We start from the raw sequence: 24,765 nt of genomic DNA, 5'->3' as shown, positions 1-24,765 counted from the left end.
CACGGAGTACCTCTGTTGGTTTTTGCTCCAGCCTACCAACAGCGAAATTGATCGAAAGCGAATATCCTTGCTAGCAAGCTCAAATATTTTTGATCGATAGGGGCCGCCGTGCTGCGTGAGCTGAAAACCTTCGTCACCGTCGCCCGCCTGGGCACCTTCGCCGCGGCCGGCCAGCAGGTCGGCCTCACCCAGTCGGCGGTAAGCGCCCAGATGCGTGTGCTCGAACAGCAGCTCGGCGTGCGCCTGTTCGACCGCAGCGGCCGCAGTGCGGTGCTCAATGCGGCCGGCCGGCATGCCTTGCCGTTGGCCGAGCAGATGCTCGCCCTGTACGGGCAGATGGCCCTGCCGCCAGGGGCTGGCGACTGTGTCGGCGAGTTGCGCGTCGGCGCCATCGCCACCCTGCAGACCGGCCTGCTGGCCGAGGCGCTGCCGCGTTTTCGCCAGCTGGCGCCACGGGTCGAGCTGAAGCTGGTGCCGGGTGTCTCGCTGCAGCTGTTCAGTCAGCTCGATGCCGGCGAGCTGGACCTGGCCTTGCTGATCAAGCCGCCGTTCGCCTTGCCCAAGGAGATTCTCGAAGTGCCGCTGGCGCGCGAACCTTTCGTGCTCGTCGCCCCTTTGCACGTCGAGGGGGATGACCCGCTGCGGCTGCTGGCCGAGCAACCATTCGTGCGTTACGACCGCACCTCGTTCGGCGGCCGCCAGGTCAGCCGCTTCCTGCGAGAGCAACGCCTGACGGTGCATGAGGCGCTGGAACTGGACGAACTGGAAGCCATCGTGCGCCTGGTGGAAAACGGCATGGGGGTGTCGCTGGTGCCGCGTGCCGGCCTGTGGCTGCAGCGCCCGACCCGCCTGCGGGTGATCGAGCTGGGCGCGTTGACCTTCCACCGCGAACTGGTCGCCTTGTTGCGCCGGGCACAGCGCCAGCCGGCACTGGACTGTCTGCTGAGCTGCCTCGAGTCGATAAATTGAAAATGCTTCTCAATAAAAATAAGATGCCGCTTTCCTATCGCCCAAGACCAGGGATGCACGATTGTCGGACTTGGATCTCAAAGGCCTGTTCCAGAAGCACGCCAAGACCCTGCACAGCTTTCTGCTGCGCAAGAGTCGCGACCCGCAACTGGCCGCCGATCTCACTCAGGAGAGCTTTCTGCGCCTGGCCGAGCAGAGCGGCGGCGAGCGCATCGACAATTCGCCGGCCTACCTCTACCGTACGGCCAGCAACCTGCTGATCGACCACCAGCGCCAGCAGATTCGGCGCAGGACCGACCTGCTCGGTGATGACCTGTTGCATGAAATCGAGGCCGAAGGCAGCTCGCTGGACGACATCACCGCCGCGCGCCAGCGTATCGAGCGCCTGCAGGAGGCCGTCGCCGAGCTGCCGGCGCGGACTCAGGAGATCTTTCGCCTCAACCGCATCGAGGGCCTGACCCACGCCCAGGTGGCGCGTCAGCTGGAGATCTCCGACAGTTCGGTGCAGAAGCACCTGGCACGCGCCTTGGCGCATGTGATGGAGCGCGTGCTCGAGGCGGACGAACAGGCATGACGATGGTTTACGGTAAAACCCCGCGTCGCACGTCATTACTTGAAACGGGTATCAGCCGCCCGCTCCGCAGCGACCTATAACGAGAATCCAGAGTGAGCGTGATTAGCCAAGATCCGCAACAGCGGAGCATCCGTGAGGCCGCCGCCGAATGGGCGGTGCTGCTCGCTGACGATGCACTCGACGACGCCCGAGACGAGGCGCTGCAGCATTGGTTGCAGGCCGATGTCCGGCATGCCGAGGCGCTGGCGTTCGCCCAGCGTACCTGGGCGGCCCTGGAGGGTCTGCCGGTCGACAGGCCCCGGCAGCATCGGGCGCCGCCAGTGGCCTCTGCCAGGCCCCAGCATCCCGTGCGCAAGGCGCGCCTGCGGCGCTGGGGCGCGGCGGCCTGCCTGGCGCTGCTGCTCGGTGGCCTGGGGTTGAGCCAGCGCGACCGCCTGTTAGTGCCGCTCATGGCCGACCATCGCACCGCCAGCGGCGAGGTGCGCAGCCTGACGTTGGCCGATGGCAGCGAGGTGATCCTCGACAGTGCCAGTGCCATCCGCCTGGACTACTCCGCGACCCGGCGGCGGGTGGAGCTGCTGGCCGGTGCCGCCATTTTCCAGGTGGCGCCGCAGGCGGATCGGCCGTTCGTCGTCGAGGCGTCCGGCGGGACGGCACGCGCCCTGGGCACGCGCTTCCTGGTGCGGCGCGAGGCTGACGAAGGCGCTCTGGTCGGTGTGCTGGAGCACGCCGTGCAGGTCAGTGCCGGCGGCCAGCAGCAGCGTCTGGAAGAAGGGGACAGCGTGCATTACGACGCCTCGGGCATCAGCGACGTGGCGCTCGACCTGCAGCGTGTCACCAGCTGGCAGCGTGGCTTGCTGGTGTTCGACCGCGTGCCGCTGGCGCAAGTGGTCGAACAGCTCAACCGCTATCGCAGCGGACACATTCTCCTCGGCAGCGAGGCGCTGGCACAGCGCGAGGTGAGCGGGGTTTTCCGCCTGGACGCACTCGACGATGCCCTGGCCACCCTGGCGCGGGAAATGCACCTGCAGCGGGCAGAAATGCTGGGCATCAGCCTGATCTACTGAGGCGCATCGAGGCGCTCCGACAGGGCCGGCAGAAAAAATTTCACGATTTCCTTACTGAGTTTCTCCGGGTTGCGGTCTTTGCTGGTAGTGATTTTCATTATCAACAAAGAAAGCCCTGGGGTTAGTCGTGAGTCGTCGTCGTTCTGCAGCATCACCTGCTTTCCGTCATCCTTGCTGCGCAGTGGCGTGGCCCTAACCGCAGCAGGTTATGTCACGTGTGCCTTCGGCGAGCCAGGTGGTGGGCCTCAGCATGTTCCTCGAGGGCGGCGTGCTGGCCGCCGCCGACCTGGAGCGCCTGGCCGGCTATTTCGTCGACGCCGATTACTGAATGAAACCGACTGATTCGTCTTTACCTAACCGAACCATTCAGGGCTACCGCCATGACCGCACCTTCGCAACTTTCCCACCCGCTGCGCTCGCAGCGTCTCAACGCCATCACTCACGAGCCGCACAGCCGCCTCGATCAGCTGGTCAAGAGCCATGATCCGTTCGCCAGCCCGGAGCGTTTCGCTCATTTCGTGGCGGCGCAGTACCTGTTCCAGCGCGACCTGCAGGCGCTCTACAGCGATCCCGAGCTGACCCGGCTGATCGCCGACCTGCCGCAGCGCTGCCGTGTCGAGCAGGCCAGGCTGGATCTCGCCGACCTGCAACGTGACCTGCCGCAGGGCGATGAGCGCATTCGTGGCCAGGCCATGGGCACCGGCGAGGCGCTGGCCTGGTTGTTCGTTTCCGAAGGCTCCAAGCTCGGTGCGGCCTTTCTGCTCAAGCGCATGCCGGCGCTGGGTTTGAGCGAGACCTTTGGCGCCCGTCACCTGGCCGAGCCGGAAGGCGGCCGGGCGCAGGGCTGGAAGGCTTTCACGGCGGTGCTCGACAGCATCGAACTGGACGCCGAGCAGGAACGCCAGGCCGAAGTGGCGGCGATTGCGGCCTTCGAACGCTTCACCGAGCACCTGGAGCGCTGCTTTGCCTGACGCCAGCCTGCAGCCCGGCTGGCAGCGCTGGCTGTGGCTGCTGCTGGCCTACCTGAGCATCGGCATGGCCATGCTCGGAGTGATCCTGCCGGGGCTGCCGACCACCGAGTTCGTCCTGCTGGCGGCGTGGGCGGCCTCGCGCAGCTCGCCGCGCCTGGCCGCCTGGCTGGAGAACCATCGTGTGTTCGGCCCGCTGTTGCGCGACTGGAAGAACGGCGGCCTGGTCGCCCGGCGCACCAAGTGGCTGGCCAGCCTGAGCATGCTGGTAGCGCTGGGGATCATGATCCTGACGGTCGAGCACCGGCCTTCGGTGCTGTTCGCTGCGGCGGGCATGAGTTGCGGCGCGCTGTTCATCTGGACCCGCCCGGAGAAGCCCAGGGCTGCCTAGTGAGTAGCCCGGGTGCACTCCGGGGTGGCCGGCGAGAAGGGACCCGGATTTCATCCGGGCTACGCCGCTGGTACGGCGCCCCCTTCTGCTGATCCCAATAAAAATGCCGCGTGGCTGGACGGCCACGCGGCATCGGGTACGACGGGTACGAGCAGCGATCAGAACGCCGGTACGACAGCGCCCTTGTACTTCTCTTCGATGAACTGCTTGACCTCGGCGCTGTGCAGGGCCTTGACCAGCTTCTGCACGGCCTCGGCGTCCTTGTTGTCGGCGCGGGTCACCAGGATGTTGACGTACGGCGAGTCGCTGCCTTCGATGGCCAGGGCGTCCTGGGTCGGGTTCAGCTTGGCTTCCAGGGCGTAGTTGGTGTTGATCAGGGCGAGGTCGACCTGGCTCAGCACGCGCGGCAGGGTGGCCGCTTCCAGTTCACGCACCTTGATCGCCTTCGGGTTCTCGACGATGTCCTTCGGCGTGGCGAGGATGCCGGCGTCCGCCTTGAGCTTGATCACACCGGCCTTCTGCAGCAGCAGCAGGGCACGGCCGCCGTTGGTGGCGTCGTTGGGGATGGCCACGGTGGCGCCCTGCGGCAGTTCGCTCAGGTTCTTGATCTTGCTGGAGTAGGCGCCGAAGGGCTCTACGTGCACGCCGGCGACGCTGACCAGATCGGTCTTGCGGCTGGCATTGAACTCGTCCAGGTACGGCTGGTGCTGGAAGAAGTTGGCGTCGAGGTTCTTCTGCTGCACCTGCAGGTTGGGCTGCACGTAGTCGGTGAACACCCGCACCTTCAGCTCCACGCCTTCTTTGGCCAGGGCCGGTTTGACGAACTCGAGGATCTCCGCGTGCGGCACCGGGGTGGCGGCGACGCTGAGGGTTTCGGCCTGGGCCGAGAAGGCCGCGCAGGCGGCGATGGCAGTCAGCAGTTTCTTCATTTCAAGGTTCCTTTTGGGAAGGTTGGTGCGGGTCTCGCGGGTGGCGAGTCGCCGCTTGTCGTGATTACTTACGAGAAAAATGTACAACCAGCCGGTCACCGATCATCTGCAGCGCCTGAACCAGAATCAGCAGCAGGATCACGGTCACGGCCATCACGTCCAGCTGATAGCGGTGGTAGCCGTAGCGCACCGCCAGGTCACCGAGACCGCCGCCGCCGACCAGGCCGCTCATGGCGGTATAGCCCACCAGGGTAATCGCGGTAACCGTGGTAGCCGCGAACAGGCCGGGCAGAGCCTCCGGCAGCAGCGCGCGGGTGATGATCTGCCAGGTGGTAGCGCCCATCGCCTGAGTTGCTTCGATGATGCCGCGTTCTACTTCGCGCAGGGCGCTTTCCACCAGGCGGGCGAAGAACGGCGTTGCCCCGACGATCAGGGGAGGGATGGTGCCTTTTACGCCCAAGGAGTCACCAACCAAGAATGCGGTGACGGGCAGCATCAGGATCAGCAGGATGACGAAGGGCATCGAACGCAGGATGTTCACCAGCAGCGACAACGTGTTGTACAGCTTCTCACGCTCGAAGATCTGGCCCGGGCTGGTCAGAAACAGCAGTACGCCGAGTGGCAAACCGAGCAGGACGATAATCACCATTGAGCCGAAAAGCATGAGCAGCGTGTCTAGGCTGGCCTCCCAGATTTCCGGCCAGAAGACGTTGGGCAGCAGTTGTTCGAGCATCAGCGCAGTACCTCCAGATGCACGTCGGCGGCTGCGAAGCGCGCTAGCGCGGCGTCGATGTCGCCACCGGTCAGGGCCAGGGTGAGCTGGCCGTAGGGGGTGTCCTTGATGCGGTCGATGCGCCCGGCGAGGATGCTGTAGTCCACCCCGGTCTCGCGGGCCACGGTACCCAGCAGCGGCGCGTAGGTGGCGTCGCCCTGGAAGGTCAGGCGCAGGATGCGGCCTTCGACATGGGCGAAGTCATCGCGCTGTTCGGCTTCGTCGACGTGCTCGGACTCCTGCACGAAGCGCCGCGTGGTCGAGTGCTGCGGGTGCAGGAACACCTCGGCCACCGGGCCTTCTTCGACGATGACGCCGGCATCCATCACCGCCACGCGGTCGCAGACGCGGCGAATCACATCCATCTCATGGGTGATCAGCACGATGGTCAGGCCCAGCTCGCGGTTGATCTCGGCCAGCAGGTGCAGCACGGCGGTGGTGGTCTGCGGGTCGAGGGCGCTGGTGGCTTCGTCGCACAGCAGGATCTTCGGCCGGGTGCTCAGCGCGCGGGCGATGCCGACGCGCTGCTTCTGCCCGCCGGAGAGCTGCGCCGGGTATTTCTTCGCATGCTCTTGCAGGCCGACGCGGGCCAGCAGTTCGGCAACACGGGCATCGATCTCGGCACGGCTCAGCTCGCCGGCCAGGCGCAGCGGCATGGCGATGTTGTCGGCGACGGTCTTCGACGACAGCAGGTTGAAGTGCTGGAAGATCATCCCGACCTGCTGGCGGAAGCGGCGCAGGCCATTGGCGTCGAGCGCAGTGACGTCGACATCGTCGATCTCGATGCGCCCGCCGCTGGGCTCCTCGAGGCGGTTGATCAGGCGCAGCAGGGTGCTCTTGCCGGCGCCGGAGTGGCCGATGATGCCGAACACCTGGCCGCGTCCGATCTGCAGCGTGGTGGGCTGCAACGCCGGAATCTCGCGGCCCGCGACGCGGTAAGCCTTGTGGACGGATTGAAACTGGATCACACGAACGACCTTTTGGGTGTGTTCAAGGGCGGGCTACGGGGTTGTCGAGCCGGCCATCGGGCGCCGGGTGGGCGCAAAAGGGCGCTAGTTTACCCGGCGGTGTTTAGGCCGAGAAAATCTTTGTTGGCCTATGGTTATTACAAAATGGCATTACCTGCAGCGCAGAAGCCGGTGTGCGGCACTACTTGCGCTGCGGGCTCAACAGCAGACGCGGCACCTGCTGCGGCACGATCTTCTGGCTCAGTCGCGGGCGGAAGGTCGGGTCGAGCTTCTTGATCCGTGCCGAGAGCAGCGCCGCGACCCAGGGATAGTCCTTGGCCTCGCGTACTTCGATGCGCACCGCACAGTGAAAGGTCACGACATCGGCCGCGACGCTGTCGAGCAGGCGGCGCAGGTTTTCGTTGTCCTGGTTGTCCAGCATAGGCAGGGCGACGCTGCTGGTGGTGGCGTCGAGGTCGATCAGGCGTGCCTTGGGTGCGCGCTCGACGACTGGCTCCGCGGCAGGCTCGGTGACTGCAGCGGCGGCGGCCTTGAGTTGACGCTCGGCCGCCAGGCGCTGCTGGCGCAGCTGTTCCTGACGCTGTGCATCGAGCCTGGCTGCTGCCTCCCGCGCCTGCTGTTCGGCGGCGTTCTGGCGGGCCTCTCGTGCGCGGTCGATGGCCTGGTTCAGGTCATGGCTCAGCGACGGTGCCTGCGGCAGCAGGCTGCGTGCCTGGCCCAGCGCCTGCGCGGCGCGATCCAGATCGCCCTGTTGCAGCGCCTCGCGGCCCTGTTCCATGTAGGCATCGGCCAACTGGCGCTGGTACTGCTCCAGGCGCGTGTCACCGCTGGCGCGACGCTGCAGGGCATCGAGCTGGCTGCGCGCGTCGTCGAGCCGCTCCTCGGCCAGGCTCACGTCAAGCTGGCGGAAGGCGCTGACCAGTTCATCGACCGGCAGCACGTTGTGCGATGGCGTGTTCTGGCAGCCGGCCAGCAGCAGAACCAGAACCAGGGGAAGACCACGAAAAGCGAACGACTTCATGACTACGCGTCTCGAGTTGTGCAAAAAACGCGCAATCATACAGGTTTGCGGTGCCGATTTCACGCCGCACGCTACACCGCTCCCCGGATGGCGCTCGGTTTAAGCGGCGCGCGCCATCATCCGTTGCGCTTGGGCAGGGCGAAGCTGGCCAGGAACAGTCCGGCGGCGCTGACCACGATGGACGGCCCGGCCGGTGTGTCCTGATACCAGGACAGCGTCAGGCCGCAGCACACCGCCAGCAGGCCGAGCAGGCTGGCGCCGATGGCCATCTGTTCCGGCGTGCGCGCATGACGCTGGGCGGCGGCGGCGGGAATGATCAGCAGCGAGGTGATCAGCAGGACGCCGACGACCTTCATCGCCACGGCGATCACCACCGCGATCAGCAGCATCAGGGCCAGGCGAATCGCCGCCACCGGCAGGCCTTCGACGCGCGCCAGCTCTTCGTGCACGGTGATCGCCAGCAGGGGGCGCCACAGCCAGGCCAGCAGCGCCAGCACCAGTGCGCTGCCGCCGACGATCCAGGCCAGGTCGCTGTGGCTGACCGCCAGCAGGTCGCCGAACAGGTAGCTCATCAGGTCGATACGCACGTCATGCATGAAGCTCAGCGCCACCAGGCCCAGCGACAGGGTGCTGTGGGCGAGGATGCCGAGCAGGGTGTCGGAGGCCAGTGGCTGGCGCTGTTGCAGGGTGACCAGCAGCACGGCCAGCAGCACGCAGCCGACGGTCACCGTCAGGGTCGGGCTGACGTCGAGCATCAGGCCCAGCGCGACACCGAGCAGGGCGGCATGGGACAGGGTGTCGCCAAAGTAGGCCATGCGCCGCCAGACCACGAAGGAGCCGAGCGGGCCGGCCACCAGGGCCAGCGCCAGGCCGGCGAGCAGGGCGTTGAGGAGGAAATCGGGCATCAGTGTTTGCAACCTGGACCGTGAACGTGAGCCGGACCATGGATGGTCAGGCCCGCCTTGACCACGCCGCCATGCAGGTCGTGATCATGGTCGTGATGGTGGTGGTAGACGGCCAGGCTCTTGGCGTCCTGGCCGAACAGCTCGATGAAAGCCGGGTCGCCACTGACCTGTTCCGGGTGCCCGGAGCAGCACACGTGACGGTTGAGACAGACCACCTGGTCGGTGGCGCTCATCACCAGGTGCAGGTCGTGCGAGACCATCAGCACGCCACAGTCGTAGCGCTCACGCAGCTGCGAGATCAGCCGGTACAGCTCGGCCTGGCCGGCCACGTCGACACCCTGTACGGGCTCGTCGAGCACCAGCAGCTGTGGCTCGCGCAGCAGCGCGCGGGCCAGCAGCACGCGCTGCATCTCGCCGCCGGAAATGCTCTGCAGCGGGCTGTCGATCACCTGTTCGGCGCCGACCTCGGCCAGCGCCGCGAGGGCGCGCTTGCGGTCCACCCCCGGCACCAGGCGCAGGAAACGCAGCACCGACAGCGGCAGGGTGGCGTCGACATGCAGCTTCTGCGGCATGTAGCCGATGCGCAGGCGTGGCGCACGGCGGACCTTGCCCCGGTCCGGCTGCAGAAGGCCGAGCACGACGCGCACCAGGGTGGTCTTGCCGGCGCCGTTGGGGCCGATCAGGGTGACGATCTCGCCAGGTCTCACGCTGAGCTGAACGTCGTCCAGCACGGCCTGGCCGTTGAATCCGACGGCCACGCCCTGCAGCTGGATCAGCGCGTCGCTCATCGCTCGTCCTTGCAGCCGGCGCAGAGGCCGACCACTTCAACGGTCTGGCTTTCCACCGCGAAACCGACGCCTGCGGCGCCGTCGACGATCGCCTGGCTGATGGCCGGCTGCTCCAGCTCGGTCGCGGCATGGCACACCCGGCAGATCAGGAACTGGCCCTGGTGGGCATGCTCAGGATGGCTGCAGCCGACGAAGGCGTTGAGCGACGCAATGCGATGCACCAGGCCGTTCTCCAGGAGGAAATCCAGCGCGCGATAGACGGTAGGCGGCGCGGCGCGACGGCCATCTTCCTCGCTGAGTACGCCGAGGATGTCGTAGGCGCCGAGAGGCTTGTGACTGGCCCATACCAGCTCCAGCACGCGCTTGCGCAGAGTAGTGAGGCGCAGGCCCTGGCGGGCGCAGATGGCTTCGGCCTCAGCCAGGGCGTGACTGACGCAGCGGGAGTGATCATGGGGGCGCGAGGCCAGTGGCGTGTCGGTCATGGGCAAGGACGGCGCTGGTAGGAGACGTTATTATATTACTCGCTCAGTGCGTCTCTAAAAACCACTTGCGTTGCCATCGCTGCGTTGAAACCAGGCCCTAGATGCTCATTTACCGTAGGTAAACTGCATCTTCTCGCCTGCCGGACTCGCTGGCGTTCAGCCTTCGGACCAGCCTCTGGCTGATATGTCCGTTGGTCTTGCGCCTTGCGCTGGCTGCCGCGCCCAGGTTTGCAGAGATGTCCACCCATCCAATCCGAGTATGTCCCGTGTCGCGTCTTATCTGTCTTATCGCCGTGTTCTTCGTCGCCAGCGCCCAGGCCGAGGTGCGTGTCCTGACCAGCATCAAACCGCTGCAATTGATCGCGGCGGCCGTGCAGGATGGCGTTGGCGCGCCCGAGGTGCTGCTGCCGCCCGGCGCCTCGCCGCACCACTACGCGTTGCGTCCTTCCGACGTGCGCCGGGTGCGCGATGCCGATCTGCTCTACTGGGTGGGCGCGGACCTGGAGAATTTCCTGCCGCGCGTGCTGAACAATCGCCAGAAACCGCAGGTGGCCGTGCAGGATCTGCCAGGCATGGCCCTGCGTCATTTCGGCGACAGCCACGAGGAGCATGCTGGGCACGGGGAGGATCACGCCGATGAGGACCTCGGCCATGACCACGACCACCGTCCGGGCAGCCTGGATGCCCATCTGTGGCTGTCACCGGTCAATGCCAAGGTAATCGCGGCGCGCATGGCGGCCGACCTGAGCGCGCTGGACGCGGCCAATGCGGCGCGCTATGCCGCCAATCTGCAGGCATTCGAACAGCGCCTGGATGCGCTCGACGGACGCATTCGTCCGCAACTGGCGGCGCTGCAGGGCAAGCCCTATTTCGTCTTCCACGAGGCGTTCGACTATTTCGAGGCTGCGTATGGCCTCAAGCATGCCGGCGTATTCAGCGTGCTGACCGAAGTGCAGCCAGGGGCGCGGCATGTCGCGGCGATGCGCGAGCGTCTGCAGGCTGCGGGGCCCAGTTGCGTGTTCAGCGAGCCGCCGCTGCGCCCGCGCCTGGCGGAAACCCTCACCGCCGGCCTGCCGGTCAAACTGGCCGAGCTGGATGCGCTGGGCGGTACCTTGCCGGTCGATGCCACGGCCTACCCACTGCTGCTGGAAAACCTGGCCAACGGCCTGAGCGAGTGCCTGAACAGCCTGTAGGGTGGAACGCGCTGCAGCGCTCTATCGGATAAACGCCGGCCCGAGCCCTTGATGGTGGATGAAAAAGGCGTCATCCACCCTACGCACAGGAAGATCCGCCGGGGCTTGCGCGAGCGACGCCCCGGATTGCCTCCGGGCTGCGGGGTGGCAAGGCTGTTGTGGGAGGGGCTTCAGCCGCGACCCACCGCGCTACGAACTGTAACCACCGCTGCGTTGCCGCTCGCAGGCGCAAACCACTAGGCTTGCGCTTTTGCCGCGAGCGCCTGCCATGTCGCCATCCGCCTCTCGCCCGTCCAATGCCACGCTGGTGCTGCTGGCGTCGCTGTATTGCGCGCAGGGCCTGCCCTCCGGGCTGATCGCCCATTCGCTGCCGGTGCTGTTGCGTCAGCATGGTGTCGACCTGGCGCTGATCGGCCTGCTCAAGCTGCTGGCGTTGCCCTGGCTGCTCAAGGTGCTGTGGGCGCCCTGGGTCGACCGACTGGCTTCACCCCGCCTCGGCCACCATCGTGGCTGGATCCTGCCGCTGCAGAGTGGTGTCGTGGTCTGCCTGGCCGCGCTGGCGCTGCTCGCGCCGCAGACCCTGTTCGGCTCCGGCCTGTGGCTGTTGCTCGGCCTGCTCGTGCTGATCAACCTGCTGGCGTCCACCCAGGACGTCGCCACCGACGGCCTGACCGTGCGTCTGCTGCCGGAGCGCTGGCGCGGCCTGGGCAACAGCCTGCAGGTGGGCGGCTACAAGGTCGGCATGATCGTCAGCGGCAGCGGCCTGCTGCTGGTGATCGACCCGCTGGGCTGGAACCTGGCGCTCGGCCTGCTGGCCGGGCTGGTCCTGCTGATGAGCGTGCCGATCCTGCTGTTTCCCGAGCGCCGGCTCCTGCCCTTCCAGCCCGCCCTGGCAGAAAGCGCCCTCGGTCCGCGTCTGCTGCTGAACCATTATCGCGGCCTGCTGGCACAGCCCGGCATGCTGCTGTGGCTGGCGGTGGTGCTGACTTTCAAGCTGGGCGACTCGCTCGGCTCGCCGATGATCAAACCGATGCTGGTGGACCAGGGCTGGAGCACCGCCCAGCTGGGCCAGCTGACCCTGATCGGCAGCCTGGCCGGCATCGGTGGCGCCCTGCTCGGCGGCCTGCTCTACGCCCGCATTGGCGTGCTGCGGGCATTGATCCTGTTCGGCGGCCTGCAGGCGCTCGGCATCGCTGCGCTGGCCTTGCTGGTGGGGCAGGGCGCCAATACCGTGCTGGTCTATGCCGTGACCCTGTTCGAGCAGGTGGCCGACGGCATGTCCACCGTCGCCCTGTTCGCCGCGATGATGCGTATGTGCCGCCCGGAACACGAAGGCGCCGACTTTACACTGCAGGCCTCGGCGCAGGTGTTGCTGTCCGGTTTCGTCGGGGCCGGCAGTGGCGTGTTGGCCAAGGGAGTGGGGTATGAGGGGTTGTTTGTCGCTGCGGGCGGATTGGGGATGTTGGTGCTGGTGGTGGTGCTGGCGCATGCCCAGGTGTCGGGTCGAGGGCGCTTGGCATCAAGTTGAAGTGATGCACGCGGATGGTTTGCTCAATGATGACCTGGTGGTTGTACGCCTGAACCAGAATCTGCTCTTCATGACCTTCCTGGAAGATGTTGCCGAGCGAGTCCTCGGTGAAGGTGCCAGCGGTGATCAGACCTTGTTTGGTGCCTTCGAGGGACAGATACGCGGGTGTTGGCATGAGTGCTCTCCTTGCCTGGGTCATGGATCGTGATCGATCCGGGAGCCCTGTCTAAAGTGAGCGGCATGCAAGATAAAATAAATTCAATTAAAACAATCAGTTAGCGTGACAGCGTGGCGATGGTTCGTCACCTTGAGCGCTGGGTCACGTTAATCTGCGCAACAAGTTGCGCAGCGCGCTGAAGGCCCCGTGTTTGCTGGTTTTCAGGCGACCCGGCAGTGCTTTGTCCGGCGGGCGCTGCGCAAGAAGCTGCCGCTCGGCTCATTCGGCCCAGTGCCGGCCATGGCGCTCCAGCAGGTGCTGCAATTGCTCCGGGCCGTCGCTGCCGGCCGGGTAGGGGCGCGGGCTCTGGTAGTGCTGGTGCCAGCCCTGCAGGATCGGGTCGACCCACTGCCAGGCGGCTTCGACTTCGTCGCGGCGCATGAACAGCGTGGAGTCGCCTTCGATCACGTCCAGCAGCAGGCGTTCGTAGGCGTCCCAGCGGCGCTGCTGGCTGAAGGCGTTGGCCAGGTTGAGGTCCAGTTCCACGGGTTTGAGGCGCATGCCCTTGCCCGGGTTCTTGGCCATCAGCTGCAGGCTGATGCGTTCTTCCGGCTGCAGGCGAATCAGCAGCTGGTTGGCCTCGCCGTCGTTGAACAAACGGTGTGGCACCGGCTTGAACTGGATGAGAATCTCCGAGGTTTTCTTCGCCAGGCGTTTGCCGGTGCGCAGGTAGAAGGGCACGCCGGCCCAGCGCCAGTTGTCGATCTCCGCCTGTACGGCGACGAAGGTCTCGGTGTCGCTGTCGTTGTCGACGTTTTTCTCGAAGTAGTAGGCCTGCACGTCATGGCCGCCGATCTGGCCGGCGGTGTACTGGCCGCGCACGGTCTTGTCCTGCACGTCGAGGCCGCTGATGGGCTTGAGCGCTTCGAGAATCTTCACCTTCTCATTGCGCACGGCTTCGGCGTCGAAGCGTACCGGCGCTTCCATGGCCACCAGGCAGAGCAGCTGCAGCAGGTGGTTCTGGATCATGTCGCGCATGGCGCCGGCCTTGTCATAGTAGGCACCGCGGTTTTCCACACCGAGCGTCTCGCAGACGCTGATCTGCACGTGGTCGATATGCCCGGCACGCCAGACCGGCTCGAACAGGGCATTGGCGAAGCGCAGCGCCATGAGGTTCTGCACGGTTTCCTTGCCCAGGTAGTGATCGATGCGGAACACCCGTGCTTCGTCGAATACCGCACCGATGGCCGCGTTGATCGCACGGGCCGAATCCAGCGAGTGGCCGATGGGCTTTTCCAGCACGATGCGGGCGGCCGGGCCTGCCAGGCCGGCGTTGGCCAGGTGGGTGGCGATGTCTTCGAACAGATTCGGCGCAGTGGCGAGGTAGTAGACCCGCACGCGTTCCTCGGCGCGCCCCAGGTATTTGGCCAGGCGGCCGAAATCGGCGCTCTGCGCGGCGTCCATGGCGAAGTAGTCGAGGCGCGCGGCGAAGCTGGCCCAGGTTTCGGTAGTGAAGTCCGCGCGCGCTACCTGCGCCCGGCAATGGCGCTCGGCCAGCGCCTGGTAGGCCTCGCGGCTGTGACTGCTGCGAGCCAGGGCGAGGATGCGCACGTCGGCATGCAGGCGTCCTTCGCGATGCAGGTGGTAGAGCGCTGGCAGCAGCTTGTGCAGGGCCAGGTCGCCGGTGCCGCCGAAGACCAGCATGTCGCAGGGGATGCTCAAGAGAAGACTCCGACTCGATTCTGACAGGCTGTTGGAAACTACCCGTGTTGGTAATACGGCGTCAAAAACGGGCTGTTGGCCGTGCGCCAGTGCCACTCATGTAGTATAACTACAAGGTCACTACAACCCCGGCGGTGGATCATAACCGAGTCATGATCGATCGAGTGCCCGTGGTAGACCCTTTTCTCATAGAGCCAAGCCCGTGAATCTGTTGCAACACATCGCCCAGTCGCGCCACCTGCTGCGCAAGTCAGAACTGAAGGTGGCCGACCACGTCCTGCTCGATCCCGCGTCGGTGATGCACAGCTCGATGGCCGAGCTGGCGCATAGCGTGGGTATCAGCGAGCCGACCATCGTGCGGTTCTGCCGTGCCATCGGCTGCAGTGGTTTCCAGGATCTCAAGCTCAAGCTGGCGCAGAGCCTGGCGGCGGGTGCGAGTTTCGGTCAGTTCGCCATTCACGAGGACGACTCGGTCGCGGACTTCAGCCTGAAGATCTTCGACACCACCCTGCACACCCTGATGGAAGTGCGCGAAAAGCTCGACCCCGAGGCGCTGCAGCGTGCCATCGCCGCCTGCTCGCAGGCGCAGCGCGTGGAGTTCTACGGCTTCGGTGCGTCCGGTGCCGTGGCGGCGGATGCCCAGCACAAGTTCTTCCGCCTGTTGCTCAATGCCGCCGCCTACTCCGACCCGCACATGCAGGCGATGAGCGCGGTCACGCTCAAGCCGGGTGATGTCGCCGTGTGTATTTCCCAGTCCGGCCGTTCCAAGGACCTGCTGATCACCGCCAACCTGGTGCGCGAGTCCGGTGCCAGTCTGATTACCCTGTGCCCGAGCCAGACCCCCCTGGCCGAACTGGCCACCGTCAACCTGGCCATCGATGTGCAGGAAGACACCGAGATCTACACCCCGCTGACCTCGCGCATCGCCCACCTGGTGGTGATCGACGTGCTGGCCATGGGCGTGGCCATGGCGCGCGGGCCGAGCCTGGTCAACCACCTCAAGAGCGTCAAGCGCAGCTTGCGCAGCCTGCGTCTGTCGCCGAAGTCGATCAAGGCTTCCGAGGATTAGAGAACTGGGTCTTCAAGGACGAAGATGCGAGCAAGGCATGCGCTACTGATTGCGCTGGTCGTTTTCTTGGCAGGGTGCAGTACTGTTTCCGCTCGATGCTGTTCGCGGGCACGAGCGTGACGAAGCCCCGCACGAGCTTCGAGCGACCGAGGCGGTCGACGTCACCGAGCATTCATGACGTCGCCGTCAAAGCGTCATCTGCCCGGAGCAAGCTGAGGCCTCCAGTCCTCGTTCCGGGAGTACCGAGATGTCTCGTATCTTCGATGACGCGCTGCTGCAGACCCAATCCGACGCCAAGACCCGTCGCAAGCTGCAGGACCAACGGCGCATGGCCTATCGCCGGGCCATCGAGCACTACGCCGAGCAGTGCCAGCTGCAGCGTGAGCTGGCGGACTTCCCGGATCTGCAGACGAACCAACGCCACGCCGCCTGACGCCGCCGCGCGGTGTGCCGAATTCGGCATGCTGCCTGGGTAAAGCGATCAAGCGGTCGGGGCCTGTTCGGGCCACTGTAACGGGCTGACTGCCAGGAGCCCGATATGACCCGACTGACCCTTGCCGAGGCCCATGAGCTGGCCGCCGATATCCTTCGCCATGCCGGTTTCAGCGCCGCCTTCGTTCAGGCCATCGCCGCCACGGTGACTGCCGGCGAGCGCGATGGCTGCACGTCCCATGGCCTGTGGCGCCTGCTGGGCATCGTGCGCACGCTGAAATCAGGCAAGGCGGTGGCCGATGCCGAACCCGAGGTGTTCGAGCCGGCGCCTGCGCTGGTGCGTGTCGATGCCCATGGCGGCTTCTCGCAACTGGCGTTCGCCGCCGGCCTGCCGCTGCTGGCCGAGAAGGCGCGGCGCAATGGCATCGCCGCCATGGCGATCAATCGCTGCGTGCACTTCTCCGCGCTGTGGGTGGAGATGGAGGCGCTTACCGAGCTGGGCCTGGTCGCGCTGGCCTGCAACCCGACTCAGGCCTACGTCGCGCCCACCGGGGGCAGTCGGCCATTGTTCGGCACCAATCCCATCGCGTTCGGCTGGCCACGTCCTGGCGGCCAGCCGTTCGTCTTCGACTTCGCCACCAGTGCCGTGGCCCGTGGCGAGATCGAGCTGCATCGCCGTTCCGGCAAGCCGTTGCCGAGCGGCTGGGGCGTGGATCGCCAGGGACGGCCCAGCGATGACGCCGCCGAGGTGCTCGACCATGGCGCCATGCTGACCTTCGGCGAGCACAAGGGCTCGGCGCTGTCGGCCATGATCGAGCTGATCGCCGGGCCACTGATCGGTGACCTCACCAGCGTCGAGTCCGCCGCGTTCGATGCGGGGCACAACGCCTTGCCGTATCACGGCGAGCTGATCATCGCGCTCGATCCGCAGCGCTTCCTCGGAGAGCAGGCCGACGCGCAACTGGCCCGTGCCGAGACGCTGTTCGAGGCGATCCAGGGCCAGGGCGCACGGCTGCCGTCGCAGCGCCGCTACGCAGCGCGGGCGCAGAGCCTGGTCGAGGGTGTGGAGATCGCCGACAGCCTGTATCAGGACCTGATCGCGCTGCGTGGCTGAGTGTGGCGGGGCCAGGGGCCTGCGCAAAAAAAGCCCCGGCAAGCCGGGGCTGAGGGTGGGATGCGCCGGTTACCGCGCCGACACGGATTTCAGTCCAGCGCATCCCGCGTGGTGACGCCGTCGACCAGCCGCGCCAGGCCGAGCGGGTTGGCATTCTGCAAGGCTTCTGGCAGCAGGGCGTCCGGGCAGTTCTGGTAGCACACTGGGCGCAGGAAACGCTCGATGGCGAGGCTGCCGACCGAGGTGCCGCGCGCGTCCGAGGTGGCCGGGTAAGGGCCGCCATGCACCATGGCATCGCACACCTCGACCCCGGTCGGGTAGCCATTGAACAGCACTCGGCCGACCTTCTGTTCCAGCACCGCCAGCAGGTCGCCATGGGCCAGCAGGTCATCCGCCTCGGCCGTCAGCGTGGCGGTCAGCTGGCCGCGCAGGCCGTGCAGGGCCCCCAGCAGCTCGGCCTTGTCGGCCACCTCGACGATCACCGTCGCCGGGCCGAAGACCTCCTCCTGGAGCAACGCGTCACCGTCGATCAGCAGGCCGGCATCGGCCTGGAACAGCTGTGGACGCGCCTGCCGGCCCTCCTGCGGCTGGCCCGCCAGGTGACGAATGCGCGGATGTGCGTGCAGCGCTGCCAGGCCCTTCTCGTAGCTGTGCAGTGTGCCGCCATTGAGCATGGTCTGCGCCGGGCGCTGGCCGATCTCGGCGATCAGGTTGGCGGTGAACAGGCTGAACTCCGGCGAGGCGATGCCGATCACCAGGCCGGGGTTGGTGCAGAACTGGCCGCAACCGAGCACCACCGAGTCGGCCAGTTCGCGGGCGATCCGCTCGCCACGGCTGGCCAGGGCGCCGGGCAGCACAAGCACCGGGTTGATCGAGCTCATCTCGGCGAACACCGGAATCGGCTGCGGGCGGGCCGCGGCCATGTCGCACAGGGCACGGCCGCCCTTGAGCGATCCGGTGAAGCCGACGGCCTGGATCGCCGGGTGCTTGACCAGCGCCTCGCCGACGCCACTGCCGTAGATCATGCTGAACACGCCGGCGGGCATGCCGGTCGCGCGGGCGGCACGCAGGATCGCCTCGGCGACGAAGGCAGCAGTGGCCATGTGGCCGCTGTGCGCCTTGAACACCACCGGGCAGCCGGCAGCCAGGGCGGACGCGGTATCGCCACCGGCGGTGGAGAAGGCCAGGGGGAAGTTGCTGGCGCCGAACACGGCAACCGGCCCGACGCCGATGCGGTACTGGCGCAGGTCTGTCCGTGGCAGCGGCTGCCGCTCCGGCTGGGCACGGTCGATGCGCGCCGCGTAGAAGTCGCCCCGGCGCAGGACGCGGGCGAACAGGCGCATCTGGCCGCTGGTGCGGCTGCGCTCGCCCTGGATGCGCGCCGCCGGCAAGGCGGTTTCGCGGCAGACGATGGCGACGAAGTCGTCACCCAGTGCGTCGATCTCGTCGGCGATGGCGTCGAGGAAGGCGGCGCGCTGCGTGGCTGGCAGGCTGCGGTAGGCCGGGTAGGCCTCGGCAGCGGCCTTGGCGGCGGCGTCGACTTCTCCGGCGCTGGCCTGGATGAAGGCGTAGGGCAGGGGTTCGCCCGTGGTGGCGTCATGACTGCTGTGAACCACGCTGCCGGCGGCGCTGAATACGCCGCCGATGATGTTGTGGCCGATGGTGGAGGGCATTGCGGGCTCCTGTATTTGCAGCGGTTCGGGAAGGCCCTGCGCTCGGCTGCGCAGGCGGCAGCCGAGCGAGGTGCAGCGGTCAGGCGGCGGCCGACCAGTTGGCGTACCACTGGCGGAACAGCTGGTACTGGGTCTCGGCGTAGCGGCGCTGGGCGTCGCTGAGCGCGTCGCTCTCGTTGAAGTGCAGGCGGTATTCCTGATCGCCGTTGAGCACCATCAGGTGCTTGTAATAGAGCACCAGGTCGGTGCCTTCGTCGAAGGACGACAGCACGTTCAGCGCTTCGGAAAGCTCCCAGGCCCGGCGGCGCGCAACGGCATCGCCCTTGGCGGCCTGCCTGCTCAGCTCGACCAGTTGCAGCACTTCGTGTGGCAGCGCGTTGCCGATGCCGGTGATGGCGCCGGTGGCGCCGCAGTTGACGAAGCCGTGCACCACCTGGGTATCGACGCCAGCCATGAGAATCACGCTGTCGTCCTGCGAGGTGATGTGTTCGGCGGCGTAGCGCATGTCGGCGGCGCCACCGAATTCCTTGAAGCCGACCAGGTTGGGGTACTGGCGGCGCAGCTTGAAGAACAGCTCGGCGCGGGTGGCGAAGCCGTAGTAGGGGCTGTTGTAGATCACCGCAGGCAGGTTCGGCGCGGCGGCGAGAATGGCGGAGAAGTGCGCCTCCTGGGCGGCCGGCGAGGCGCCACGGGACAGCACGCGGGGAATGACCATCAGGCCGTGGGCGCCGACCTTGGCGGCGTGCGCGGCGTGCGCCACGGCCTCACGGCTGTTCACGGCGCCGGTGCCGACGATGGTCGGCACGCCGGCTGCGACCAGGCGTGCCACGCCTTCCTGGCGCTCGGCCTCGGTGAGCAGCGGCCAGTCGCCCATGGAGCCGCAGTAGACCACCGCGCTCATGCCGATTTCGATCAGTTCCTTGCCCTTGCGCACCAGGGCGTCGAAGTCCGGCTTGCGCTCGGCGGTGCAGGGGGTCATCAGGGCGGGGATGGTGCCGATGAAGATGTTGCTCATGCTGTAGCCTCTTGGATAGATGCAGGGTATTTCGTATACGAAAATAAGCGTGCGAAGCGCACCATTCATTTCCAGGGTCTGGGCCGTAGCCCGGTTCACTGCGTCGGCGAGCCGGCGCTTGTCAATCTGCTGAACGCCGCGTTACAGCTGCACGTCCACCGGCCAGGTGTCCGACAGACGATAGCCGGTTGGCCAGGGGTCGTCCGGGTCGAGCATGTGCTGGTGGGTGCCGGTGATCCAGGCGCGCCCGGACAGGCAGGGGTAGATGGCCGTGCGCCCGGCGACCTCGGTCAGCGAGTCGATGCGGCAGTGGAACGCCGAGCCGATGATCGAGCGGCCGATGAAGCGCTCGCCCACCGCCAGCTGGCCCTTGGCATGCAGCACGGCCATGCGCGCCGAGCAGCCGGTGCCGCAGGGGGAGCGGTCGATCTTGCCGGGGCGGATGACCACCGCGTTGGCGCCAGTGGCCACACCGTTCTCGTGCACCACCGGCGCGGCGATCTGGCAGAAGGAGAGGTGGTTCCAGTCTGGATTCAGCGGGTGGCTGAAGCCGAGCTGCTGGTTGGCCGCCTGGGTGATCTTCAGGCCGATGGCGACCAGGTCTGCGGCTTCGTCCGGGGTGATGGCGAAGCCCAGCCTGTGCGCGTCGGCGATGACGAAACTGTCGCCACCGTAGGCGGTGTCCACCTGTAGCGAACCGATGCCCTCGACCTCGATCCAGGCGTCGAGCCGGTCGGCGAAGGACGGCACGTTCTTCACTTCGACGCGCTCGGCCTTGCCGTTCTTGCAGTCGGCGAGCACTTCCACCAGGCCGCCGGGGGCTTCCAGGGTCAGCCGGGTCTGCGGTTCGCTCATCGGCAGGATGCCGCTGTCGAGCAGCACGGTGGCCACGCACAGCGAGTTGGAACCGGACATCGGTGGCACGTCGGCCGGTTCCATGATGATCCAGCCCATCTGCGCGGCGGGATTCTTCGCCGGCACCAGCAGGTTGACGTGGCGGAACACGCCACCGCGCGGCTCGTTGAGCACGAAGTTGCGCAGGAAGTCGTCCTGCGCGACCCAGCGCGACTGCTGCCAGAGGGTCTCGCCGGGAGGCGGGGTGACGCCGCCGACGATGACGTCACCGACCTCGCCTTCGGCGTGGCAACTGACGACATGGATGAGTTTGCTGCTGCGCATGCTGCGGCCCTCCTAGTTGACCGACTTGAGGAAGTCGGCGGTTTCCGGGCGCTGCGGATTGCCGATCACCTGGTCGGGCGTGCCGATCTCGTGCACCAGGCCGTTGCGGAAGAACGCCACGCGGTCGGAGACGTCCCGGGCGAAGCGGATCTCGTGCGTCACCAGGACCATGGTCATGCCGTCTTCGGCGAGCATGCGCATGGTGTCCAGCACCTCGCCGACCAGCTGCGGGTCGAGGGCGCTGGTGGCCTCGTCGAACAGCATGTAGTCGGGGCTCATGGCCAGTGCGCGGGCAATCGCCATGCGCTGTTGCTGGCCGCCGGAGAGCTTGCTGGGAAACACCTTGAGCTTCTCCGCCAGGCCGACGTGGGTCAGCTGCCTGACCGCCATCGCCTCGGCTTCCTCCTTGCTCAGGCCGAGCACCTTGCGCGGCGCCAGCATGACGTTCTCCAGCACCGTCAGATGCGGGAAGGCGTTCCACTGCTGGAAGACGATGCCGATCTTCTGCCGCAGCCTGTTCAGGTCGGTGCCGGCGGCATGCACCTCGGTGCCGTCGACGCGGATGCTGCCCTGCTGGATCGGCTCCAGGCCGTTGATGCACATCAGCAGGGTCGACTTGCCGGAGCCGGAGCCGCCGATGATCGACACCACCTCGCCCTTGTTCACCGTCAGGCTGACGCCCTTGATGACCTCGAGGTCGCCGAAGGATTTGTGGACGTTGTCGATCTCAATCATTTTCCTGCCACCTTTTTTCCAGCCGGGCGCCGAGTTGGGCGACGACCAGGCTCATGACGTAATAGATGATGCCGGCGATGCACAGCACCAGCAGCGGCTCCTGAATGCGCGTGACGATGGTCTGCGAGGCGCGCAGCAGCTCGACGATGCCGATCCACATGACCAGGGCGCTGTCCTTCATCACGCTCAGCACCAGGTTGAGCCAGCCGGGGAAGGCCACGCGGGTGGCGATCGGCAGCACGATGTAGCGCAGGTCCTGCAGGTAGCTCATGCCCAGCGAGCGCGAGGCGCGACGCAGGTTCGGCGGCACCGCGAGGACGCCACTGCGGACGATCTCGGTGCAGAAGGCCGCGGCGTAGACGCCGAGCACGATGCAGCCGACGGCGAAGGCGCTGATGTTCAGCCCGGCGATGCTCTTCATGGCATTGAACAGCACGAACTGGATCAGCAACGGGACGCTGCGGAACACGTCCAGCACCCAGGCCAGCGGCAGGCTGGCGCGTGGCAGGGTGGCGCGCAGCAGGCCGAAGACGACGCCGGAGAGGGTGCCGATGAGCATGGCGCCGACGGTCAGCTGCAGGGTCACCCAGGCGCCGTCGAGCATGAACATCAGGTCGGTGGAGGTCAGGCTGGTTTCGAACATGTGCAGTCCTCCCTCAGTAGCGGAACAGACGCCAGGCCATCAGCCGTGCGACGAGCACGATGGTCTTGGCGATCAGGTAATAGAGCAGCGCCGCGAGGGCGAAGTACTCGAAGGTGCGGAAGGTCTTCACGTTGTAGGCCTGGGTCACGCCGGTGAGATCGTTGTTCAGGCCCACGACCACGCCCAGCGAGGTCATCAGCACGGCCCAGACCATCTGGTTGGACAGCGGGTGGAAGACGATGCGCAGCAGTTGCGGCACGATGATCATGCGGTACGCCTGGAAGGCGTTCATGCCCAGCGAGCGGGCGGCCTTCATCTGGGTTTCCGGCACGGCCTTGAGGCCGCCACGGAAGTTCTCCGCCAGGTAGCCGGCGTTGTTGAAGGTGATGCCGGCGAGCAGGGCGACCCAGGAGCTGACGTGCAGCCCGAAACTGCCCAGCCCGAAGTAGAGGATGTAGATCTGGAACAGCGACGGCGTGTTGCGGGCGATGGACACCCAGGTATTGGCGAAATGCCGCAACGCCGGGTTCTTCATCTGCCGCATCACGGTCAGCAACAGGGCGATGAGCGTGCCGAGAAGCATCGACAGCGCGGCGGTCTCCAGCGTGACCCAGGCGCCGGCCAGCATGTCCGGCAGGGCCTTGAACGCTGAGCGCCAGTGGAAGGAATAATCGAACATCGATCAATGGGTTCCTTGCGGTTGAGGTTGTCCCAGCCAGGCCGGGAGTTGTCCCTGGTTCTGCCCGCTGCAGGCCGCGTCGACACACGCGGCAAGGCTGCCGAAATGCACCTGGCGTCCGGCCAGCCCGGGGGCGTAGTGGGCGTACTTGCCCGAATTGGTCATCAGGTTGCGGCTGTCCGGCGGCACTACCGGCTCGCCGAGCATGCACCAGCAGGTGTCCGTCAGCAGGCGCACGCCGAAGGCCTGCAGGGTGGCGACATGGCCGCTGGCGCTGGCCTGGTCGTGCACGGCACGCCCGCAGGTCACCACCACGGCGGTATGCGGATGGCGCGTGCGCCCGGCGCAGAGTTCGGCCAGCCTGGCCAGCTCGCTGGCCGAGGCGTGCGGGTTGCCGAGGGCGACCAGGCTGACCTCGCTCGAGTCGGCGCTGTTGAGCTCGGCCCAGCTGCTGCGCAGGTCCGCCAGCGTCACCTGCAGGGTGCGCCGTGGTGCCTGGCCGGCGAGGGCGCGGGTCACGTCCGGCGCCTCCGGGGTGATGCCGGCGATATGGAACATCGGCGCTGCCGAAGTGGTGGCGAAGGCCGCGCTGAAAGCCTTGAGGTCATCGCGGCTCGGCTGGCTGTGCTCGAGGCCGGCGAGTACCGGGATGTCGACGGTGGCGAGCAGCCCGACGTGGTAGCCCAGCAGTGGCCAGAAGCTGTCGTCGGCCTGTGCGGGCGCCTCGACCTCGAGCAACAGGCGCGCCTGGCGGCCCGCGTCGAGATGGCTGCCGGTGCGCGGCGCGCGGCCGGTGAGGGCGATGCAGATGTCGAGAAAGTCCGGGTACTTGAGCGTGCGCGCGCCGATCACGCTGTTGGCATAGGCCACTGCGTTGGATTCGGCCCAGACGATCTGCTCGCCGAATGCCGGTGCGCTGTCGAGCAGGTAGGGCGCGCAGGTGAAGCTGAGCTGCGCGCCCATCGCCATGTACACGTCGCCCAGGCGGCTGGCCGGTTCGCCGAACGTCGGATCGACGCCCAGGGCGCGCCACTGGCGCTGGTCCACCGAGATGGCGTTGAGGGTGGTCGGCACGCGCACCCTGGCGCCCCAGTCCAGCAGTTGCTGGGCGAAGCGCAGGCTGGCCGAGCCGGTGTAGATGCAGCCATCGATATGCGCCTGGCTGATGTCGAGCAGTGCGCTGGCGCCCTGCAGTTCGGCCATGCGGACCAGCAACTGCATGGCGACCTGGGCGGCGCGGCCCTGTTCACCGGCGAGCAGGGCGCGGTCGCCGGCGTTGAGTTCGAGCGTGCTCGCCTGGGTTTCGACCGGCTCGAGCGGGCTGGCTTGCCAGCCATCGTCGGGTGCGTGGGCGAACAGCTGCAGGTTCGCCCCGTCGACGCGAGCGAAGCTGCCGTGGTGCGCGGCCAGTTGGGCGAACGCCGCATGGCCGATGCACAGCACGGGCAGCTGGATGCCGAAGATGTGTTCGGCGACCAGGGCGCCGAGGCTGAGAATTTCGTCGGGTTCGGCCAGCACCAGCGCCGCTGGCGCCGGGCCTGACAGGATCAGCTCCAGCAGGACGCTGCTGCCGGTGCAGGAGCCGCGTCCGCTGGGAATGGCCAGTACGCGCCCGGCCAGGGATTGCCCGCTCAGCGGGTGATGGCGGTCGATCACCTCGCCGTTGCTCGGGTCGACGCCGCCCCAGAAGCTCAGGCCGAGCGTGGCGTGCAGCAGTGGCCCCTGGCCTCGGCCGGCGACCAGGCAGCGACCGTCGATAGTAGTTGCAGGCATCGTCATCATCCCCACCAGG

General features: G+C 66.7%; 26 protein-coding genes and 1 pseudogene. 10 read left to right on the top strand and 17 right to left on the bottom strand.

Features of this window, described 5'->3' with window-relative positions; all coding sequences use genetic code 11:
- Window positions 1-108: 108 nt before the first annotated feature.
- The 3 genes from JLK41_RS24780 (at window position 109) to JLK41_RS24770 (ending at window position 2,610) form a co-directional block, all read left to right on the top strand.
- A complete protein-coding gene (locus tag JLK41_RS24780; protein ID WP_037055537.1) occupies window positions 109-969 on the top strand; it encodes a LysR family transcriptional regulator in 861 nt (286 codons plus the stop codon).
- Between the two features lie 61 nt (window positions 970-1,030).
- The gene (locus tag JLK41_RS24775) at window positions 1,031-1,543 is read left to right on the top strand and encodes an RNA polymerase sigma factor (protein WP_210390055.1); all 513 of its coding nucleotides are present in this window, start codon (window positions 1,031-1,033) and stop codon (window positions 1,541-1,543) included.
- Between the two features lie 98 nt (window positions 1,544-1,641).
- Window positions 1,642-2,610, top strand: coding sequence for a FecR family protein (locus JLK41_RS24770; RefSeq protein ID WP_210391269.1), 969 nt, complete (start codon window positions 1,642-1,644; stop codon window positions 2,608-2,610).
- Here JLK41_RS24770 and JLK41_RS24765 read toward each other — a convergent pair.
- On the bottom strand, window positions 2,604-2,762 hold the full coding sequence (locus JLK41_RS24765; RefSeq protein ID WP_210390054.1) for a hypothetical protein: 159 nt from the start codon (window positions 2,760-2,762) through the stop codon (window positions 2,604-2,606). The genes JLK41_RS24770 and JLK41_RS24765 overlap by 7 nt on opposite strands.
- Before the next feature lie 228 nt (window positions 2,763-2,990).
- On the opposite strand from JLK41_RS24765, the gene JLK41_RS24760 reads away from it, so the two are divergent.
- Together JLK41_RS24760 and JLK41_RS24755 are read left to right on the top strand one after the other, a co-directional pair.
- Entirely contained in the window at window positions 2,991-3,581 is a 591-nt protein-coding gene (locus tag JLK41_RS24760) for a biliverdin-producing heme oxygenase (RefSeq protein WP_037055528.1), read from the top strand.
- A complete protein-coding gene (locus tag JLK41_RS24755) occupies window positions 3,574-3,969 on the top strand; it encodes a YbaN family protein (protein WP_134676550.1) in 396 nt (131 codons plus the stop codon). The genes JLK41_RS24760 and JLK41_RS24755 overlap by 8 nt, the downstream gene beginning before the upstream one ends.
- A gap of 158 nt (window positions 3,970-4,127) precedes the next feature.
- Here JLK41_RS24755 and JLK41_RS24750 read toward each other — a convergent pair whose 3' ends face one another.
- From JLK41_RS24750 to zur, 7 genes are all read right to left on the bottom strand, one after another.
- Entirely contained in the window at window positions 4,128-4,898 is a 771-nt protein-coding gene (locus tag JLK41_RS24750) for a MetQ/NlpA family ABC transporter substrate-binding protein (RefSeq protein WP_210390053.1), read from the bottom strand.
- Between the two features lie 64 nt (window positions 4,899-4,962).
- Complete coding sequence (locus JLK41_RS24745; RefSeq protein ID WP_210390052.1) at window positions 4,963-5,631, bottom strand: methionine ABC transporter permease; 669 nt, start codon at window positions 5,629-5,631, stop codon at window positions 4,963-4,965.
- Window positions 5,631-6,638 (bottom strand): methionine ABC transporter ATP-binding protein, encoded by a 1,008-nt coding sequence (locus JLK41_RS24740; protein WP_175253163.1) that lies wholly within the window; start codon window positions 6,636-6,638, stop codon window positions 5,631-5,633. The genes JLK41_RS24745 and JLK41_RS24740 overlap by 1 nt, the downstream gene beginning before the upstream one ends.
- A 181-nt stretch (window positions 6,639-6,819) precedes the next feature.
- Window positions 6,820-7,659, bottom strand: coding sequence for a PA5502 family lipoprotein (locus JLK41_RS24735; RefSeq protein WP_210390051.1), 840 nt, complete (start codon window positions 7,657-7,659; stop codon window positions 6,820-6,822).
- Between the two features lie 116 nt (window positions 7,660-7,775).
- Window positions 7,776-8,564, bottom strand: coding sequence for a zinc ABC transporter permease subunit ZnuB (gene znuB, locus JLK41_RS24730; RefSeq protein ID WP_037055522.1), 789 nt, complete (start codon window positions 8,562-8,564; stop codon window positions 7,776-7,778).
- Window positions 8,564-9,352, bottom strand: coding sequence for a zinc ABC transporter ATP-binding protein ZnuC (gene znuC, locus JLK41_RS24725; RefSeq protein ID WP_210390050.1), 789 nt, complete (start codon window positions 9,350-9,352; stop codon window positions 8,564-8,566). Before znuC ends, znuB begins: the two co-directional genes overlap by 1 nt.
- Window positions 9,349-9,834, bottom strand: coding sequence for a zinc uptake transcriptional repressor Zur (gene zur / locus JLK41_RS24720; RefSeq protein WP_037055519.1), 486 nt, complete (start codon window positions 9,832-9,834; stop codon window positions 9,349-9,351). The genes znuC and zur overlap by 4 nt, the downstream gene beginning before the upstream one ends.
- Window positions 9,835-10,100: 266 nt before the next feature.
- On the opposite strand from zur, the gene znuA reads away from it, so the two are divergent.
- A complete protein-coding gene (znuA, locus tag JLK41_RS24715; protein WP_244976458.1) occupies window positions 10,101-11,027 on the top strand; it encodes a zinc ABC transporter substrate-binding protein ZnuA in 927 nt (308 codons plus the stop codon).
- 268 nt (window positions 11,028-11,295) lie between these two features.
- Window positions 11,296-12,555 carry an MFS transporter gene (locus JLK41_RS24710; RefSeq protein ID WP_210390048.1) on the top strand — a complete coding sequence of 420 codons (1,260 nt, stop codon included), beginning with the start codon at window positions 11,296-11,298 and terminating at the stop codon, window positions 12,553-12,555.
- A gap of 25 nt (window positions 12,556-12,580) precedes the next feature.
- Here JLK41_RS24710 and JLK41_RS24705 read toward each other — a convergent pair.
- Both JLK41_RS24705 and zwf read right to left on the bottom strand, forming a co-directional pair.
- Window positions 12,581-12,730, bottom strand: a pseudogene (locus JLK41_RS24705) (Hcp family type VI secretion system effector); the annotation flags it as partial.
- Window positions 12,731-12,991: 261 nt separating this feature from the next.
- Entirely contained in the window at window positions 12,992-14,434 is a 1,443-nt protein-coding gene (gene zwf, locus JLK41_RS24700; protein WP_210390047.1) for a glucose-6-phosphate dehydrogenase, read from the bottom strand.
- A 202-nt stretch (window positions 14,435-14,636) separates the two neighbouring features.
- Here zwf and hexR point away from each other — a divergent pair, with 202 nt between their 5' ends.
- The 3 genes from hexR (at window position 14,637) to JLK41_RS24685 (ending at window position 17,049) form a co-directional block, all read left to right on the top strand.
- Window positions 14,637-15,503 carry a transcriptional regulator HexR gene (gene hexR / locus JLK41_RS24695; RefSeq protein WP_037054469.1) on the top strand — a complete coding sequence of 289 codons (867 nt, stop codon included), beginning with the start codon at window positions 14,637-14,639 and terminating at the stop codon, window positions 15,501-15,503.
- A 247-nt stretch (window positions 15,504-15,750) separates the two neighbouring features.
- Window positions 15,751-15,936 carry a PA3496 family putative envelope integrity protein gene (locus JLK41_RS24690; protein ID WP_210390046.1) on the top strand — a complete coding sequence of 62 codons (186 nt, stop codon included), beginning with the start codon at window positions 15,751-15,753 and terminating at the stop codon, window positions 15,934-15,936.
- Window positions 15,937-16,041: 105 nt separating this feature from the next.
- Window positions 16,042-17,049, top strand: coding sequence for an Ldh family oxidoreductase (locus JLK41_RS24685; protein WP_210390045.1), 1,008 nt, complete (start codon window positions 16,042-16,044; stop codon window positions 17,047-17,049).
- An 89-nt stretch (window positions 17,050-17,138) separates the two neighbouring features.
- Here the strand turns inward: JLK41_RS24685 and JLK41_RS24680 are convergent, their stop codons facing one another.
- From JLK41_RS24680 to lhpI, 7 genes are all read right to left on the bottom strand, one after another.
- A complete protein-coding gene (locus tag JLK41_RS24680) occupies window positions 17,139-18,722 on the bottom strand; it encodes an aldehyde dehydrogenase (NADP(+)) (protein ID WP_210390044.1) in 1,584 nt (527 codons plus the stop codon).
- Window positions 18,723-18,801: 79 nt separating this feature from the next.
- Entirely contained in the window at window positions 18,802-19,737 is a 936-nt protein-coding gene (locus JLK41_RS24675; protein WP_210390043.1) for a dihydrodipicolinate synthase family protein, read from the bottom strand.
- Between the two features lie 141 nt (window positions 19,738-19,878).
- The gene (locus JLK41_RS24670) at window positions 19,879-20,916 is read right to left on the bottom strand and encodes a trans-3-hydroxy-L-proline dehydratase (RefSeq protein ID WP_150607168.1); all 1,038 of its coding nucleotides are present in this window, start codon (window positions 20,914-20,916) and stop codon (window positions 19,879-19,881) included.
- A gap of 12 nt (window positions 20,917-20,928) precedes the next feature.
- Window positions 20,929-21,651, bottom strand: coding sequence for an amino acid ABC transporter ATP-binding protein (locus tag JLK41_RS24665; RefSeq protein ID WP_037054492.1), 723 nt, complete (start codon window positions 21,649-21,651; stop codon window positions 20,929-20,931).
- Window positions 21,644-22,294: an amino acid ABC transporter permease gene (locus tag JLK41_RS24660; RefSeq protein WP_037054493.1), complete on the bottom strand. Its 651-nt coding sequence runs from the start codon at window positions 22,292-22,294 to the stop codon at window positions 21,644-21,646. The genes JLK41_RS24665 and JLK41_RS24660 overlap by 8 nt, the downstream gene beginning before the upstream one ends.
- A gap of 13 nt (window positions 22,295-22,307) precedes the next feature.
- A complete protein-coding gene (locus JLK41_RS24655) occupies window positions 22,308-22,973 on the bottom strand; it encodes an amino acid ABC transporter permease (protein ID WP_210390042.1) in 666 nt (221 codons plus the stop codon).
- Between the two features lie 3 nt (window positions 22,974-22,976).
- A complete protein-coding gene (gene lhpI, locus JLK41_RS24650) occupies window positions 22,977-24,752 on the bottom strand; it encodes a cis-3-hydroxy-L-proline dehydratase (protein ID WP_425321831.1) in 1,776 nt (591 codons plus the stop codon).
- Window positions 24,753-24,765: the final 13 nt, after the last annotated feature.

The organism is Ectopseudomonas khazarica, from assembly GCF_017915135.1.
GTDB lineage: Bacteria > Pseudomonadota > Gammaproteobacteria > Pseudomonadales > Pseudomonadaceae > Aquipseudomonas > Aquipseudomonas khazarica.
The sequence above is the reverse complement of the archived record's forward strand: the minus strand, read 5'-3'. Positions and strand labels throughout refer to the sequence as shown.